Below are 14704 nucleotides of genomic sequence, written 5' to 3'. Positions count from 1 at the left end.
CCGCGCCGCCCCGAAACCCACGCCCCGACCGGGGAATTGCCCGACCTACCGACCGACGCCGCACGTTTGGGCTTCAATGGATCGCAGCGGCTCATGCGGAGGTAACCAGAATGCTCGATCATGACAGCCGGCTCCCCGAAGCCGCGCTCACCGCTCCGCAGTCCGTGGTCGCCCTGGTCGACGCCGCCTCCCCGGTAGAGCGCGCCCTCGTCGGACACTGGCTGGCCGAGGGCGGCATCACCCAGGAGTTCGGCACCGCCGCCCCCGTCACCCAGCTCGACCTCGACCCCGCGGCCGTCACCGCCCGGCTGGTCGGGCGCAGCGACGATCCGCTGGTGGTGCCGGTCCGGGTGCTGTGGCTGCCGCCCGAGCGAGACGGCGTGCGCCGCACCACCTTCAGCGACCTGCTCACCCTCACCAACCCCCGCAAACCCAACCGGCTCATGCAGCGGCGGCTGCTCAGCAAGGCCCCCGACCGGCACCTGGTGCTGACCGGGCAACCCGCTCGGCTCAGTGAGCTGCGCGCCAACAATCCCGGATCCGCCGGTGCGCCCGATGCTTTCGGGCGGGCCATCGTGCGCGCCGGCATCGTTGCCCTGGAACGCGCCGAACGCGCCGTCATCGGCGACCGGTACAAGGTGCCGCGGCTGGTGGTCGAGGAGATCCTGGACTCGCCCGAATTCCTGCGGCGGCTCGACGCCATCGCCGAGGAGACCGGCGTGCCCGCGCGCGAGGTGTACCGGCGGGCCGAGAAGGGCCTGCGCGAACTCGTCGCGGCACAGAGCCGGCTGGTGTCGGACCTGTTCACCCAGGCCATGCGGCCCGTGCACGCCTCCACCTGGAAGGTCGACGCCGACGAGTCCGGGCTGGACCGGCTGCGCTCGCTCAACCGGCGCTACCCGCTGGTCTTCCTGCCCTCGCACCGGTCCTACGTGGACGCCTTCGTGCTCGGGGACATCCTGGCGCGCAACGACTTTCCGCCCAACCACGTGGTCGGCGGAGCCAATCTGAAGTTCTGGCCGATCGGGCCCATCGCGCGGCGCACCGGAACCGTGTTCATCCGCCGCAGTTTCGGCGACGACGAGGTGTACAAGGCCGTCGTCGAGGAGTACTTCGCCTACCTGCTCACCAAACGCTTCAACCTGGAGTGGTACTTCGAGGGCGGGCGCACCCGCACCGGCAAACTCCGGCCGCCCCGCTACGGACTGCTGAACTACCTTGCGGCCGCGCTGCGTTCGAAGCGCATCGACGACGTCATGCTGGTGCCGGTATCCATCACCTACGAACGGCTCAACGAGATCGGGGCCATCGCCCTCGAACAGACCGGCGGCCGTAAACAACCCGAGGGCCTGACCTGGCTGGCCCGCTACGTGCGCAACCAGCAGCACTCGGCCGGGCGCGTGTACGTGCGCTTCGGGACCCCGCTCTCGGCCCGCGACCGGCTGGCCGTGAACGGCGATCCGCTGACGGTCCACCCGAATCCGCCGTCCGAGCGGACCCTCGAACTCGAGCACCTGGCCGTGCAGCGGCTGGCCTTCGAGGTCGCCGTCGGCATCAACGACGTCACCCCGATCACCGTCAACGCCCTCACCACCCTGGTGCTGCTGGGCGTGCACGAGCGCGCCCTCACCCGCGGCGAACTGCGCGCCGCCATCGCGCCCGTGCTCGGCTACATCCAGCGCCGGAACCTGCCCAGCGGCGAACTCGACGCGCTGCGCGACGATCACGGGCTGGCCGTGGTGCTCGAGCAGCTGACCGTCGCCACCGTGGTCACCGTGTACCGCGGCGGGCTGGAACCGGTGTACGCCATCAATGCCGGGGCGCACCTGGAGGCCGCGTTCTACCGCAACAGCGCCGTGCACTGGTTCGTCAACCGCGCCATCCTCGAACTGTCCATCCTCACCGCCGTCGAGGCGCCCGAGGGCGATCAGCTCCGGGTCGGCTGGGAGGCCGCCTTCCGGCTGCGCGACCTGCTCAAGTTCGAATTCTTCTTCCCGGAGCGGGCCGAATTCACCAGCCAGCTCACCGCGGAAATGCTGCTGGTGGATCACGACTGGCATCAGCGCACCGCCGCGGGCACCGTCGGCTCCGACATCCTGGCCCGGCTGGCCGAATCCGGGTTCATGATGGCGCACCGGGTGCTGCGCTCCTTCTTCGACGCGCAACTGGTGGTGGCCGAACGGCTGGCCGCCCGCGACCCGGTCGCCGAGGTCGACAAGAAGGCCCTCATCGACGAATGCCTGCAGGTCGGCAAGCAGATGCTGCTGCAACAGCGGCTGCACAGCCCCGAATCGGTGTCCTCCGAATTGTTCGGCAGCGCGATCAAACTCGCCGACAACCACGGCCTGCTCACCCCCTCCGACGATCCCGCCGATCTGGCCGCCCGCCGCAGCAGCTTCGCCGCCGAACTGCGCGCCATCGGCCAGCGCATCTCCCGGGCCGCCACCCTCGACCCCTCCAACCGCCTGGAAGCGCTGTGACACACCGGGTCCGGGGGATCGGCGCGGGCCGGCCCGCACTGCCGCTCCGGCCCGGCGTCGGCGTCACCCAGCGCCCGGTCGGCGCACAGGATCTCGGCGCGGCCCTCGAAGCCGTGCGCACCGGACCGCAAGGACCGCGCGTCGCAGCGATTTTCGACTTCGGCGGCACCGTCGTCCACGGATTCAACCCGCCGCCGCTGCCCCGGCGACTGCTGCGGCGCAGCAGCACCCAGGGCGCGCTCACCGCCACCCTGCTCGGCAGTATTCGCGGGGCGCGCAGCGAGGGCGAGTACGAGCGCTTCCTGCAATCGGTGATGTACATCTGGGCCGGGACAGCCGAGGACGAGCTGGCCCGACTCGGGCGACAGGCGTTCGCGCGCAGCGTGTACGGGCACATCTACCCGGAGGCCTGGCGGCTGGTGCGCGAACACGAGGCGGCCGGCCACACGCTGGTGCTGATCAGCTCGGTCACCTGCTACCAGGTGCGGCCGGTGGCCGAGGAACTCGGCGTCCCGCACGTGCTGTGCACCGCCATGGCCGTCCAGGACGGCGTGCTCACCGGGCACGTGGAGGGAAAGCCGCTGTGGCGCAACGGCAAAGCCGACGCCGTGCGCCGCTTCGCCATCACCCACGACATCGACCTCACCCAGAGCTGGGCCTACGCCGACAGCGCCGCCGACCTGCCGCTGCTGCAGACCGCCGGGCACCCGGTGGCGGTGAACCCGGATCCGCGCGTCGTGCTGGAGGCGGCCGAAAAGGATTGGCCGGTACTGCATTTCCGGCCCCGGCAAGCGCCCGGGGCCACCGACTACGCCCGCACCCTGGCCGGATTCACCGGTCTGCTGGGCGGGGCCCTGTTCGGCGTGGCCGCCAAGGCGCACACGAAACAGCGCCGCCAGATGGCGGATTCGATGATGACCTACGCCGCGGACACCACCCTGCGCGGCACCGGGGTGAAGGTCCGCGTGGTGGGCGCCGGGAACGCCCGCGCCCCACGCCCGGCCGTGTTCGTCTTCAACCACCAGAGTCAGTTCGACATCGTGGTGCTGGCCGAGGTGCTGGGCACCGGATTCACCGGCATCGCCAAGCGGGAGATCACCAAGAACCCGATCTTCGGTCCCCTCATGCGCTTCGTCGAGGTGACCTTCATCGACCGCGCGGACACCGCGGCCGCCAAGGCCGCGCTGGAACCGGTCGTCGACACCCTGCGCGGCGGACTGTCGGTCGTGATCGCGCCCGAGGGCACCCGATCCCTGACCCCGCGCATCGGGCCGTTCAAGAAGGGCGCGTTCCACATTGCCCGGCAGGCGGGCGTGCCGGTGATTCCGGTGGTGATCCGGAATGCCGGCGAAATAGCGTGGCGCAATTCGGCCGTGGTGCGCAAAGGCGTCGTGGACGTGGCCGTCCTACCGCCGATCGATGTCAGCGGCTGGGATCCGGCCGATATGGACGCCGAGGTGGAGCGGGTCCGGCAGTTGTTCGTGGATACGCTGCTCCACTGGCCCGAAAGCCGCCCCGGCAGTTAGTCAGACAGCGCGACCGAACAGCAGTTTCCACGGCATGGCCGCGGACTCCAGCTGCACCTTCAGGCTCATCTTGGACGCGCCCTTGGTGCGCTCCTCGAAACGGATCGGCACCTCGGCGATCGAAATGCCCTTCTTGACCGTCCGGTAGTTCATCTCGACCTGGAACGAATAGCCGTTGGACTTGATCGAGGCCACGTCGATGGCGCGCAGCGTGTCCGCCTTCCACGCCTTGAAACCGGCGGTCGCGTCCTTCACGCCCAGGCGCAGAATCATGTTCACGTAGAAGTTGGCCCAGGCCGACAGCGCCTTGCGATACCACTTCCACTCTGCCGCGGTGGAACCCCCGGGAACATAACGGGATCCGAGCACCACGCCGGCATCGGTGGACTCCAGCTTGTCCAGCATGGCCGGGATGACCTCGGCCGGGTGCGACAGGTCGGCGTCCATCTGAATGACCACGTCGGCGCCCTCGTCCAGCGCCCGGGTGATGCCGGCGATGTACGCCCGGCCCAGACCGTCCTTCTCGGTGCGGTGCAGCACGCCCACCACGTTCGGCAGGTCGGCGGCCAGCTTGTCGGCCACCTCACCCGTACCGTCGGGCGAATTGTCGTCCACCACCAGCACATGCAGGTCGGCCACCGGTAGCGCGGTCAGCCGCTCCACCGCCACCGGCAGGTTCTCCCGCTCGTTGTAGGTCGGCACCACCACGGTGACCTTCAAGGTTTACCCTCCCGCTCGGTCGTTTTCTGGCTACGAAACCGTACCTGGTCAACCTGAGTGCCTCGTGAGCGCACCGAACAGCGCGTCACCCCCGTCACTCCGGCGTCAGTCGTCCTCTTGGTCCGCGCGCCGATTTCGTTCCCGCACAATATCCAACGCCCGCTCCGCTGTCGCCTTATCCGGATAGGGCCCGATCCGATCGCCGACCCAGCAGGTCTTCCCCTGCTCCGCCTTCTGATGGGAGATGCAGTAATACCACTGGTTGTCCTCAGCCATGCGGTCCAGCATTGCACCAAGATCAGACCCACAGGTCGAAAAACACGCGGAGAACCCGGGAATGCGGAAAGACCCCGTCCGCGGGACGGGGTCTTCCAGATCCGGTGGCCAAGGCCGGGATCGAACCGGCGACCTTCCGCTTTTCAGGCGGACGCTCGTACCAACTGAGCTACCTGGCCGTAGGCACCCGATTCGAATGCCACGCTGTACCACTTCTTGCCATGCAAGGAGTCTTGCGACCCTGACGGGACTCGAACCCGCGACCTCCGCCGTGACAGGGCGGCGCGCTAACCAACTGCGCCACAGGGCCTTGCTCTTGCTCCTACAACGATGTTGCCATCGTTGTACCCCCTACGGGATTCGAACCCGCGCTACCGCCTTGAAAGGGCGGCGTCCTAGGCCGCTAGACGAAGGGGGCCCGCCGGATCTCTCCGGACCGTTTGCTCAACGGCTTCCGTTGGGAGCGGAGATAGCTTATGACAGGCTCCGCGTGATTCCCAAATCAGCTGGTCAGAGTCCCAAGTTGAGATCTTCGAGCCGGGCGGACACCCGCCAGCCGGTGCGGCGGAACTCCTCGGTCCACTCCGGTGTCGCGGTGGCTTCCACGATCACCTCGAGCGCCTCGGCGAACCGGGCCCGCAGATCCACCGGGCCCGCCAGCACATCGGAGATATAGCGCTGGCCCGCCAGCGCCGCCGCCAGGGTGCGGGTGAACCGGTCCGGATCCGAATCCGGGCGCAGTTGTTTGTGCTCGGTCGCTTTCACCGCGAGCTGCCGGATGGCGCGCCCGAGGATGCGGCCGCCGCCGGCCTGGATGTCGCGATAGAACTCCGGCTCGATGATGAGCCGGAACTCCGCCTGGATGATGATGTCGTTCTCCAGCCGCAGCGCGATCTCGTCGATCATGCCGTGCAGCACATCCAGCGGACCGAGATCAGTTCTGGCGAGCCACCTTTCGGTCGATGCCCGGTAGCGGTCGACCGCCGCCTCCAGCACCGCACGAGCCAGGTCCTCCTTGGAGTCGAAGTGAAAGTACATGGCCCCCTTGGTCGCCCGGGAACCTTCCAATATGCGGTTGAGCGAAGCAGCGGCATAGCCGCTCTTCCCGAACTCAACGGCGGCGGACCTGATGATCGCCGCGCGTGTCCGGCGGGCCCGCTCTTGCTGCCGTGCCATGCTCGAAACGCCTCCGAAGCTAGCTAACCGTCGCCGACCGCCGCGCGGCCTCGACGCAAAGTTACGTGTCTTTCAAATACTTCAAAACGGGCTTCGCCCGGAATTACCAAACTTTTGGTACGAAAAAGCGCGAAAAACTTGAAACACACCAACAGGTATAGTTTTTCCCGCCCGGGTGCACCACAGGGGGTGCGCACCCGGGCGTTCACGTTGTCCTGGTCCGCCTCCCCGCAGCTTCATCGTATTGGAGCCGCGATCGGCCAGACCGGTCGCGACACGTTCGGGCACATCAACGATAAGCCGAATCCCGTGCCGCCGGGGCAATCCCGGTTCCTCGGGAATTCACCAGTCGGTCACCGTACCCGGAAAGCGCACCCAGCGTGAGGTGTACCGGAAAGTCAGTTAGCCAGCACACCCCCTATCGAATGCCGCAATTCCCCAGCAATCGTATGGATGATTGGTTCGAATCGACGAATTCGCCCATATCCCACCGATGTTCAGCCGGCCGATCGCCGCCGCGCGCGCTGTCCACACCGACACCGCATCGCCGCCGAGCCGCCGCCCCCACGCCCGCGCCGACTCCGACCGGTTTCCACCCCCCGCTCCAAATAGCTTGCCACACATCACCATTGGATGATATTCACACTCCAGCGCAACGAAACAAACTGAGTGGCAAGGCGATTGCCGGACCCCTCGGCACCGGCAATCAGCGCCCGCTTACCGGGCCGTCCGGAACCCATCGGGCAATGGACACGGCGAAACCACACCGCCACCCCACCCCGCCCACACTCCGCGCCGACCCCGGCCCACCCCCGGGTCCACCTTCTCGCGGTGCCGCACCGACCGGTCCGCACCCTCACAGGGCCACATCGTCCCCCCAACCGACCGCCTCGGCTCCCCGAGCCCCGCCGATCGGCACGGCCCGTCACCCCAACGGCACACGGCGTCATTCCCCCACCCGGACGCGACCGATCCCCGCGGTCCCCCGCCGCGCCCCCGCGCCGCACCGGCCCGGACCCCGACGGCGCATCGTGACCTGCGCAAATATCGTCTGCCAGAGCGCAATCGGATACTCGTTTAACACTTATGGGGTCGGCCCATTAAACTGACCTCCCGCACGCCCCTATAGCTCAGTTGGTAGAGCTACGGACTTTTAATCCGCAGGTCCCAGGTTCGAGCCCTGGTGGGGGCACTCCCATGCGAGGGGCCCGGAACGATACCTCCGGGCCCCTCGCCACATCCGCGAATCTGTAGCAATCCGTCCGGACTTCACCTACCGTGGCCGGAGCAGAGCTTTTCCCGGGAACCATCACCACAGGCGGAGTTCATGACTTCCTTCGATGACCTGCTCTCCCATGTCCCGGTCGCCCAGATCGCCGAGCGGCTCGGCGTCGACGAGGCGACCGCGAAGACGGCGATCGATGCGGCCGTCCCCGTGCTACTCGGCGGCTTCCAGGCACAGGCCGGCAACCCCGAGGTCGGACTGAATCTGGAGAACGAAGTCGCCGGCCAGCCGCACGGCCTGCTCGACGGCGGTGTCGACATGAGCCAGGTGGACATCGCCAACGGCAGCCAGATCGTCGATCAGACCTTCGGCGCCGACAAGAACACGGTGATCAGCGCTCTCGGTAATGTCGGCGGCAACAACATCAGCCAGGACCTGATGAGCAAGCTGCTCCCCATGCTCGCGCCGATCGTGCTGGCCTACCTCGGCAAGAAGGCCCTGGGCGGGGGCGACGGCACGGCCGGCCAGTCCGGCGGGATCGGTGATCTGCTCGGCAGTCTGCTCGGCGGCGCCACCGGTGGAAACAGTGGCGGCGGTCTGGGCGACATACTCGGCAAGGCGGTCGGCCAGAACGCGGGCAGCGTGCTCGGCAAGGTGCTGGGCGGGCTACTGGGTAAGAAGTAATCGGGCATCTCGACCGGATGCGCGGCTAACGAACCACGGCCCACGGCGATACACCCGTCGCTGCGGGCCGCTTGTCATATGACATCTCTCACCTACGCCGCAATGGCGCACATGTGAGTTTCACATCACCCTACGGTCACGTAAGGTATGGGCGCGGCGGCAGGCCGGCGAGGGTACGACAGCACGACGCACGACACGAAGGGCACACGTATGGCAAAGGATCTGACTCAACTCGAGCTGCTGACGGAGTTGGAGCCGGTTGCCGAGGAGAACGTCAATCGCCACCTCTCCCTGGCCAAGGAATGGCACCCGCACGACTACGTGCCGTGGGACGAAGGTCGAAACTTCGCCGCCATGGGTGGTGTCGACTGGGATCCGGAACAGTCGAAACTGAGCGAGGTCGCCAAGGCGGCCATGATCACCAACCTGCTCACCGAGGACAATCTGCCGTCCTACCACCGTGAGATCGCCGAGAACTTCTCGCAGGACGGGGCCTGGGGCACCTGGGTCGGTCGCTGGACCGCCGAGGAGAACCGGCACGGCATCGTCATGCGCGACTACCTGGTCGTGACCCGCGGCGTCGACCCGGTCGCCCTCGAGCAGGCCCGCATGATCCACATGACCAACGGGTTCGCCTCGCCCACCGAGGAACTCGAGCAGCTGTCGAACAATGCCGGATTCCTCTACTCGGTCGCGTACGTGACCTTCCAGGAGCTGGCCACCCGCGTCTCGCACCGCAACACCGGCCGCGTCTGCGACGACCCGATCGCCGACCGCATGCTGCAGCGCATCGCCGCCGACGAGAACCTGCACATGATCTTCTACCGCAACATGTGCGGTGCTGCCCTCGACCTGTCGCCCGACCAGACCCTCGAGGCCATCACCCTCATCCTGGAGAACTTCCAGATGCCCGGCGCCGGTATGCCCAACTTCCGCCGCAACGGCGTGCTGATGGCCAAGCACGGCATCTACGACCTGCGCCAGCACCTCGAAGAGGTGGTGAACCCGGTGCTCAAGAAGTGGCGGATCTTCGAGCGCGACGACTTCACCGCGCGCGGCGAGGAGATCCGGGAGCGCCTGGGCACCTTCCTCGAGAGGCTGGGCAAGGACGTCGTGAAGTTCGAGGAGCAGCGCGACCGCATGCTGGCCCGTGAGGCCGCCAAGCGCGAGAAGGAGCTGGCCGCCACCGGCAGCTAGCGACTGCGGCTGCGGCCCGGACCCTCGAGCGAATAAGCCACGGCCCCTCCGGATTTCGATCCGGAGGGGCCGTTTCGCGCCCTGCGCGCGACTCACAGCAAGCTCACCGGGATTCCGCAGCCGATCCGGGCCCGCGGGCCCGATCATGACTGCATGAGCCTCGACACCCGGGTCCGCACGGCGAATGTGGTGCTGCTGCACGGGCAACCGGGCGATCGGTCCGACTGGGACGCGGTGACCGCCCGGCTGCCCGGATCGCTCACCGCGCTGGCCTTGGACCGCCCCGGATACGGTGACAATCCGGAACCGGCGGGATCCATCGAGGACAATGCCCGCTGGCTGCTCGACCGGCTCGACCACGAGGGCATCGACAGTGCCGTCCTGGCCGGACATTCGTACGGTGGGGCGGTCGCGCTGGCGGCCGCGACGCTCGCGCCGCACCGGGTGCGCGGATTGGTACTGGTCTCCAGCGTGGGGCCGGGCTGCCTGACCGCCTGGGACGAACTGCTCGCCGCACCGTACGCCGGCACCGCACTCGCACTGACCGCGTGGTCGGTGCTGCCGTGGCTGGCGCGCAAGGGCCTCGAGCACAGCCCGGCCGGGACCGCCGCCGGGACCGCGCTCGCGCTGCTCGCCGGCGTGCACCACCGGCACGGTCCGGTGTGGCGCAGTTTCCTGACCGAACAGCGGGAAATGTTCGACACGCTGGACCGGTGGACGGCGCGGCTCGCGGACATCCGCGTGCCGGCCTTGATCCTCGCCGACCCCGCCGATAAGGTCGTGCCGATCTCCACCTCCCACGCACTGTGCGAGCAGTTGCCTTGTGCCCGAATCGATCTGATCAGTGGGGGTGGCCACCATCTGCCACGACGGCTGCCCGGCCCCGTGGCCGCCCGGATAGGTGACTTTGTCGACTCGTTGGACTGAACCGATGCGCGGCACCCTGCTGGCCGTGCGGGAACGCGCGCTCACCCAGTTCCATACCGAGCGCCGGCATCCCGCCCCCAGCCCGATCGAGCCCGGACGGCCGCTGTGGCGGCAGGTCGCGGGCGAGGTGCGCTGGTCGTTCACCCCGCCCGCGCTGTGGCTCGAGGGGGTCGGCGCGAATGTGGTGCTGTCCGGGCTCTTTCTGCTGATCTCGCCGCTCACCCTGCACAAGCACGGCTGGGTGGTGCTGGTCGGCGTCTACTTCGCGACCTTCGTGCTCGCCGACGTCACCACCACGAATGTGCTCGGCGTGGACGCCGACCGGACCCGGCTGAGCCTGGCGGCCGGGGTGCCGGTGCAGCGCATCCTGGTGGTCAAGAACCTCGCGCTGCTGATCATCGTGGGACTGCCGACGCTGCTGGCCACGGCCGTGCTCACCGCCAAGACCAGCGCGCATCCGATGCAGCGTGCCGGGGTTTCGGTCGCCGATGTGGCGCTGCCGATCCTGGCCTGGCTCGGGGTGGGCAATGTCGTGTCGGCGCTGCTCGCGGTGCCGCCCCGCGCGCTCGGGCAGCGCTGGGCGGCGCGCCGGGACTGGCGCAGCACGCTGCCCTGGCTGACCCACCTGGTCCTGCCGTACGGGCTCTACTACTTCGTCGCGCCGATCGACGGCGAACAGCGCGCCATCCTCGGCTACCACCTGGGCCGCGCGATGCCGGGCGATCTGCGCAGTGCGATCCACCTCGGGGTCGGGCTCACGGTGTGGCTGGTCGGCACGATGCTCGCGGTCGCCGTGGTGCGCCGCCGCGGCCTGCGCATGTGGTGACCCGTGTGACCGGGGGCACTGCAGGCGGTACGCGGCTCTGGCCGCGAGCGCACGGATGAGAGACTGGACGACGTGACTGCCTCGCTCGAAGCCCCCAAGACCGAGCTGCGGATCGGGCCCTACCCGCTCGATCCGCCGGTCGTGCTGGCCCCGATGGCGGGCATCACCAATGTCGCCTTCCGCACCCTGTGCCGCGAATTCGGCAGCGCCACTTCGCTGTACGTGTGCGAGATGATCACCGCCCGCGCCATCGTGGAGCGCAACGAGAAGACGCTGAACATGATGGCCTTCGGGCCGGACGAGTCGCCGCGGTCCATGCAGCTCTACGGCGTCGACCCCAAGACCCTGGGCGAGGCGGTGCGCATCGTCGTCGGCGAAGGCTGGGCCGACCACATCGACATGAACCTGGGCTGCCCGGTGCGCAAGGTCACCCGCCTCGGCGGCGGGTCGGCGCTGCCCTACAAGCGGCGGCTGTTCCGCGAGATCGTGCGCGAAATGGTCGCGGCCGCAGGCGATGTGCCGGTCACCTTCAAGTTCCGCATCGGCATCGACGACGAGCACCACACCTACCTCGACACCGGCCGCATCGCCGAAGCCGAAGGCGCCGCGGCGGTTTCGCTGCACGCCCGCACGGCCGCGCAGCTGTACTCCGGGCAGGCGGACTGGTCCGCCATCGCCCGGCTCAAGGAGACCGTGACCAGCATCCCGGTGCTGGGCAACGGCGATATCTTCACCGCCGACGACGCCCTGCGCATGATGGCCGAGACCGGCTGCGACGGCGTGGTCGTGGGCCGCGGCTGCCTGGGCCGGCCCTGGCTGTTCGCGGAGCTGAGCGCCGCCCTGCGCGGCGAGCCGATTCCGGAGGGCCCCACCCTCGGCAAGGTCGGCGAGATCCTCTACCGGCACGCCGCGCTGCTCGTCGAGCACGACGGCGAGGACAAGGCCATGCGCGATATCCGCAAGCACATGGCCTGGTACCTGATGGGCTTCCCGGTGGGGTCGGCGCTGCGCCGGCAGTTCGCCACCGTGACCAGCCTGGCGCAGATCGCGGATCTGGTCGGGCAGCTGGAGCCGGACGTGCCGTTCCCGGCCGACGCGCTCGGCCCGCGCGGGCGCCAGGGTTCCCCGCAGACCAAGGTGGCCCTGCCCGACGGCTGGCTCGACGATCCCGAGGACGCGACCGTGCCCACCGCGGCCGACGTCATGCACAGCGGCGGCTGATCGCTCCCTGTTTCGAGTTCGATCCGATCACCACCCGGCGCAGCTCCCGGGCGTTGCGGTGACTCCCTGTCACACTTTGCGAAGCGTGCCCACCCGGGTGTGCGACATACCCGACAAAGCGGAGAAAACGGCCCCACCTGCGGTGGACATACGTTCGAGTGGTTCGTCGTGGCGAAATCGTTATCATGGCCCTCGGCATCAAGAGCAAAGTGAGGTTCGTTGGTGGGTGACGATCGGTACGGGCGTACGCCACGACCCGGAGGTCGCGCCCCCTGGGAGCGCTACCCCGCGGACGGGGACGATCCGGCGGGCACCGGCCGCCGCTCCCGGCACACCGACGACGCCGAACCCGCTGCCGCCGCACCCATTTCGGTCCAGGACCTGGTCGAGCGCGTGGACAGCGAACGCCAGACCCGGCGCCGGCGCCGCGCCGAACCGGAGACTCCGAACGAACCCGAAGCCGAGGCGAGCCGCGAAACCCCCGGGCCGAACGGCTCGGCACCCGTGCCGCCGCAACCGGCAGCCCCACCGGCTCCCGTGCCCGCCACCGGATCACAGCCGGCGGCCTCGACCGGCGCGCAGCCCGCGGTGAGCACCGGGTCCCAGCGCACTGTGCGCGACACCAGCCACCTACGCCGGGTCGCGAACGCACCCGGCAATCGCGGCGCGCGCCCGGCCGACCCGACCGCGGATCCGGTCACCGTGGAACTACCCCCGGTCACCGATACCGCGCCGCCACCGGCCGCACCCGGCGCGGCCGCCCGCGCCCGGGCGCTGCTCGCGCGAAAGGTCAAGTCGCCCGCCGACTATCCGACCACCGCGCTCCCGGCAGCCGTGGGACCCGCACCGGCCAAATGGGTTTCGAGCACGCGCCGCCGCCGCAACCGGCGGCTGCAGCTGGCCGGCCGCGCCACGCTCGCCCTCGTCGCCGTCATCGCGCTCATCGTGACCGGCACCGGCTGGAGCTACCTGCGCGCCAAGGACAACAATTTCCAGCAGGTTTCCGCACTCGACGACAACTCACCCGACATCGTCGACGCCGACGGCCAGACCGGTGACGAGAATTTCCTCATTGTCGGCACCGACACCCGCGCCGGCGCCAACGGCAGCCTCGGCGCGGGCAGCGTGGACGACGCCGAGGGCGCACGCTCCGACACCGTCATGCTGGTCAACATCCCGGCCAACCGGTCCCGCGTGGTCGCCGTCTCCTTTCCCCGCGACCTGGACGTTTCCCGCCCGGTCTGCGAGGGCTGGGACAACGACAAGGCCGCCTACAGCAGCGAGAAGTTCCCCGCCGCCGACGGCGACAAGCTCAATGCCACCTACGCCCTCGGCGGGCCCAAGTGCCTGACCAAGGTGATCACCAAACTGTCCGGCCTGAAGATCAACCACTTCGTCGGCATCGACTTCTCCGGCTTCGAATCCATGGTCAACGTGGTCGGCGGCGTCGAGGTGTGCACCACCAAGCCGCTCGTCGACGAGATCCTCGGCACCGTGCTCACCACGCCGGGCAAGCAGGTCGTGAACGGCTCCACCGCACTGGACTACGTGCGCGCCCGGCACGTGTACGGCGAGGAACGCAGCGACTACGACCGCATCAACCGGCAGCAGCGGTTCCTGTCCTCGCTGCTGCGCAGTGCGCTGTCGAGCAAGGTGCTCTTCGATCCGGGCAAGCTCAACGGCTTCATCGATGCCTTCGCCAAGCACTCCTTCATGGACAACGTCACCACCAAAGACCTGCTGACACTGGGCCGTTCGATGCAGAAGATGCAGGCCGGGGCCATCACCTTCCTGACCGTCCCCACCGCGGGCACCACCTCCTACGGCAACGAGATCCCGCGCGAATCGGATATCAAGGCCATCTTCCGCGCCATCATCGACGACCAGCCGCTGCCCGGCGAGAAGCAGACCGACCCGCCGCCCAGCGCCAGCGCCGCGCCCGTGGCCAAGCCCAAGCTGGCTGCGGTGGATCCGAGCACCTTCTCGGTGCAGGTGTCCAACGGCTCGGGCCAGGCGGGCATCGCGAGCACCACGGCGACCAAGCTGGCCGCGCAGGGCTTCCAGATCTACAGCACCGGCAACTACGCCGACGGCACCTCACCCAGGACCAAGGTCCGCTATTCCAGCGGCCACGAGGCCGAGGCAGGGACGGTGGCCAGCGCCATTCCGGGCGCCATCCTGGAACCGGCGGGCGGGCTGGGCAGCATTGTCGAAGTGGTCGCCGGTTCCGATTTCACCGGCACCGTGAAGGCGCCCACCGCCTTCGGGCAGCCGCTGCCCGACACACCGAGCGACTCCGGCGGCCCCAGTGCGGCTCCGGTCACACTTCCGTCTGATCTCGAGCACGTCAACGCCGCCGACGACCTGTGTAAGTGACCGCGCGTCCCGCTGGCCGGAACTGCGGCATCGGCGCTGGAACCGACCGGCACCGACGGTTAACCCGCAG

Annotated in this window: 11 protein-coding genes and 4 tRNA genes; 9 read left to right on the top strand and 6 right to left on the bottom strand. The window is 68.7% G+C overall.

The annotated features are described in order from the left end of the window. The first annotated feature begins 110 nt into the window (after positions 1 to 110). Positions 111 to 2480 (top strand): glycerol-3-phosphate 1-O-acyltransferase, encoded by a 2370-nt coding sequence (locus ACWEQQ_RS16670; protein ID WP_452348791.1) that lies wholly within the window; start codon positions 111 to 113, stop codon positions 2478 to 2480. Further along, positions 2477 to 4006, top strand: coding sequence for an HAD-IB family hydrolase (locus tag ACWEQQ_RS16665; RefSeq protein ID WP_452348790.1), 1530 nt, complete (start codon positions 2477 to 2479; stop codon positions 4004 to 4006). The genes ACWEQQ_RS16670 and ACWEQQ_RS16665 overlap by 4 nt, the downstream gene beginning before the upstream one ends. Here the strand turns inward: ACWEQQ_RS16665 and ACWEQQ_RS16660 are convergent, their stop codons facing one another. From ACWEQQ_RS16660 to ACWEQQ_RS16635, 6 genes are all read right to left on the bottom strand, one after another. Beyond that, entirely contained in the window at positions 4007 to 4708 is a 702-nt protein-coding gene (locus ACWEQQ_RS16660; RefSeq protein ID WP_354831630.1) for a polyprenol monophosphomannose synthase, read from the bottom strand. It lies immediately after the preceding gene. A gap of 123 nt (positions 4709 to 4831) precedes the next feature. Further along, positions 4832 to 5002: a hypothetical protein gene (locus ACWEQQ_RS16655; RefSeq protein ID WP_354830937.1), complete on the bottom strand. Its 171-nt coding sequence runs from the start codon at positions 5000 to 5002 to the stop codon at positions 4832 to 4834. Between the two features lie 105 nt (positions 5003 to 5107). Continuing rightward, positions 5108 to 5181 (bottom strand) — tRNA-Phe (locus ACWEQQ_RS16650). Positions 5182 to 5238: 57 nt separating this feature from the next. Next, a tRNA-Asp gene (locus ACWEQQ_RS16645) sits at positions 5239 to 5312 on the bottom strand. 35 nt (positions 5313 to 5347) lie between these two features. Beyond that, a tRNA-Glu gene (locus ACWEQQ_RS16640) sits at positions 5348 to 5420 on the bottom strand. Between the two features lie 92 nt (positions 5421 to 5512). Next, positions 5513 to 6178 (bottom strand): TetR/AcrR family transcriptional regulator, encoded by a 666-nt coding sequence (locus ACWEQQ_RS16635; protein ID WP_354830940.1) that lies wholly within the window; start codon positions 6176 to 6178, stop codon positions 5513 to 5515. Positions 6179 to 7297: 1119 nt separating this feature from the next. Between ACWEQQ_RS16635 and ACWEQQ_RS16630 the strand changes: the two genes are divergently transcribed. The 7 genes from ACWEQQ_RS16630 to ACWEQQ_RS16600 all read left to right on the top strand — a co-directional run bounded on the left by ACWEQQ_RS16630 (position 7298) and on the right by ACWEQQ_RS16600 (position 14634). Continuing rightward, positions 7298 to 7370: transfer RNA gene (locus ACWEQQ_RS16630), tRNA-Lys, on the top strand. A gap of 135 nt (positions 7371 to 7505) precedes the next feature. After that, complete coding sequence (locus tag ACWEQQ_RS16625) at positions 7506 to 8087, top strand: DUF937 domain-containing protein (protein WP_452338183.1); 582 nt, start codon at positions 7506 to 7508, stop codon at positions 8085 to 8087. 210 nt (positions 8088 to 8297) lie between these two features. Continuing rightward, a complete protein-coding gene (locus ACWEQQ_RS16620) occupies positions 8298 to 9284 on the top strand; it encodes an acyl-ACP desaturase (RefSeq protein WP_452348789.1) in 987 nt (328 codons plus the stop codon). Between the two features lie 153 nt (positions 9285 to 9437). After that, on the top strand, positions 9438 to 10211 hold the full coding sequence (locus ACWEQQ_RS16615) for an alpha/beta fold hydrolase (RefSeq protein WP_452348788.1): 774 nt from the start codon (positions 9438 to 9440) through the stop codon (positions 10209 to 10211). 4 nt (positions 10212 to 10215) lie between these two features. After that, complete coding sequence (locus ACWEQQ_RS16610; protein ID WP_452348787.1) at positions 10216 to 11037, top strand: hypothetical protein; 822 nt, start codon at positions 10216 to 10218, stop codon at positions 11035 to 11037. Positions 11038 to 11109: 72 nt separating this feature from the next. After that, positions 11110 to 12258 (top strand): tRNA dihydrouridine synthase DusB, encoded by a 1149-nt coding sequence (gene dusB / locus ACWEQQ_RS16605; RefSeq protein WP_379435788.1) that lies wholly within the window; start codon positions 11110 to 11112, stop codon positions 12256 to 12258. A 222-nt stretch (positions 12259 to 12480) separates the two neighbouring features. Further along, on the top strand, positions 12481 to 14634 hold the full coding sequence (locus tag ACWEQQ_RS16600; protein WP_452348786.1) for an LCP family protein: 2154 nt from the start codon (positions 12481 to 12483) through the stop codon (positions 14632 to 14634). Positions 14635 to 14704: the final 70 nt, after the last annotated feature.

Source organism: Nocardia sp. NPDC004123 (assembly GCF_053603795.1).
The sequence above is the reverse complement of the archived record's forward strand: the minus strand, read 5'-3'. Positions and strand labels throughout refer to the sequence as shown.

Excerpts from the sequence above, each read along its gene's own strand:
- ACWEQQ_RS16670 (WP_452348791.1), top strand. The coding sequence starts at position 111 with ATGCTCGATCATGACAGCCGGCTCCCCGAAGCCGCGCTCACCGCTCCG.
- ACWEQQ_RS16635 (WP_354830940.1), bottom strand. The coding sequence starts at position 6,178 with ATGGCACGGCAGCAAGAGCGGGCCCGCCGGACACGCGCGGCGATCATC.
- ACWEQQ_RS16655 (WP_354830937.1), bottom strand. The coding sequence starts at position 5,002 with ATGGCTGAGGACAACCAGTGGTATTACTGCATCTCCCATCAGAAGGCG.
- ACWEQQ_RS16615 (WP_452348788.1), top strand. The coding sequence starts at position 9,438 with ATGAGCCTCGACACCCGGGTCCGCACGGCGAATGTGGTGCTGCTGCAC.
- ACWEQQ_RS16610 (WP_452348787.1), top strand. The coding sequence starts at position 10,216 with ATGCGCGGCACCCTGCTGGCCGTGCGGGAACGCGCGCTCACCCAGTTC.
- ACWEQQ_RS16625 (WP_452338183.1), top strand. The coding sequence starts at position 7,506 with ATGACTTCCTTCGATGACCTGCTCTCCCATGTCCCGGTCGCCCAGATC.
- ACWEQQ_RS16620 (WP_452348789.1), top strand. The coding sequence starts at position 8,298 with ATGGCAAAGGATCTGACTCAACTCGAGCTGCTGACGGAGTTGGAGCCG.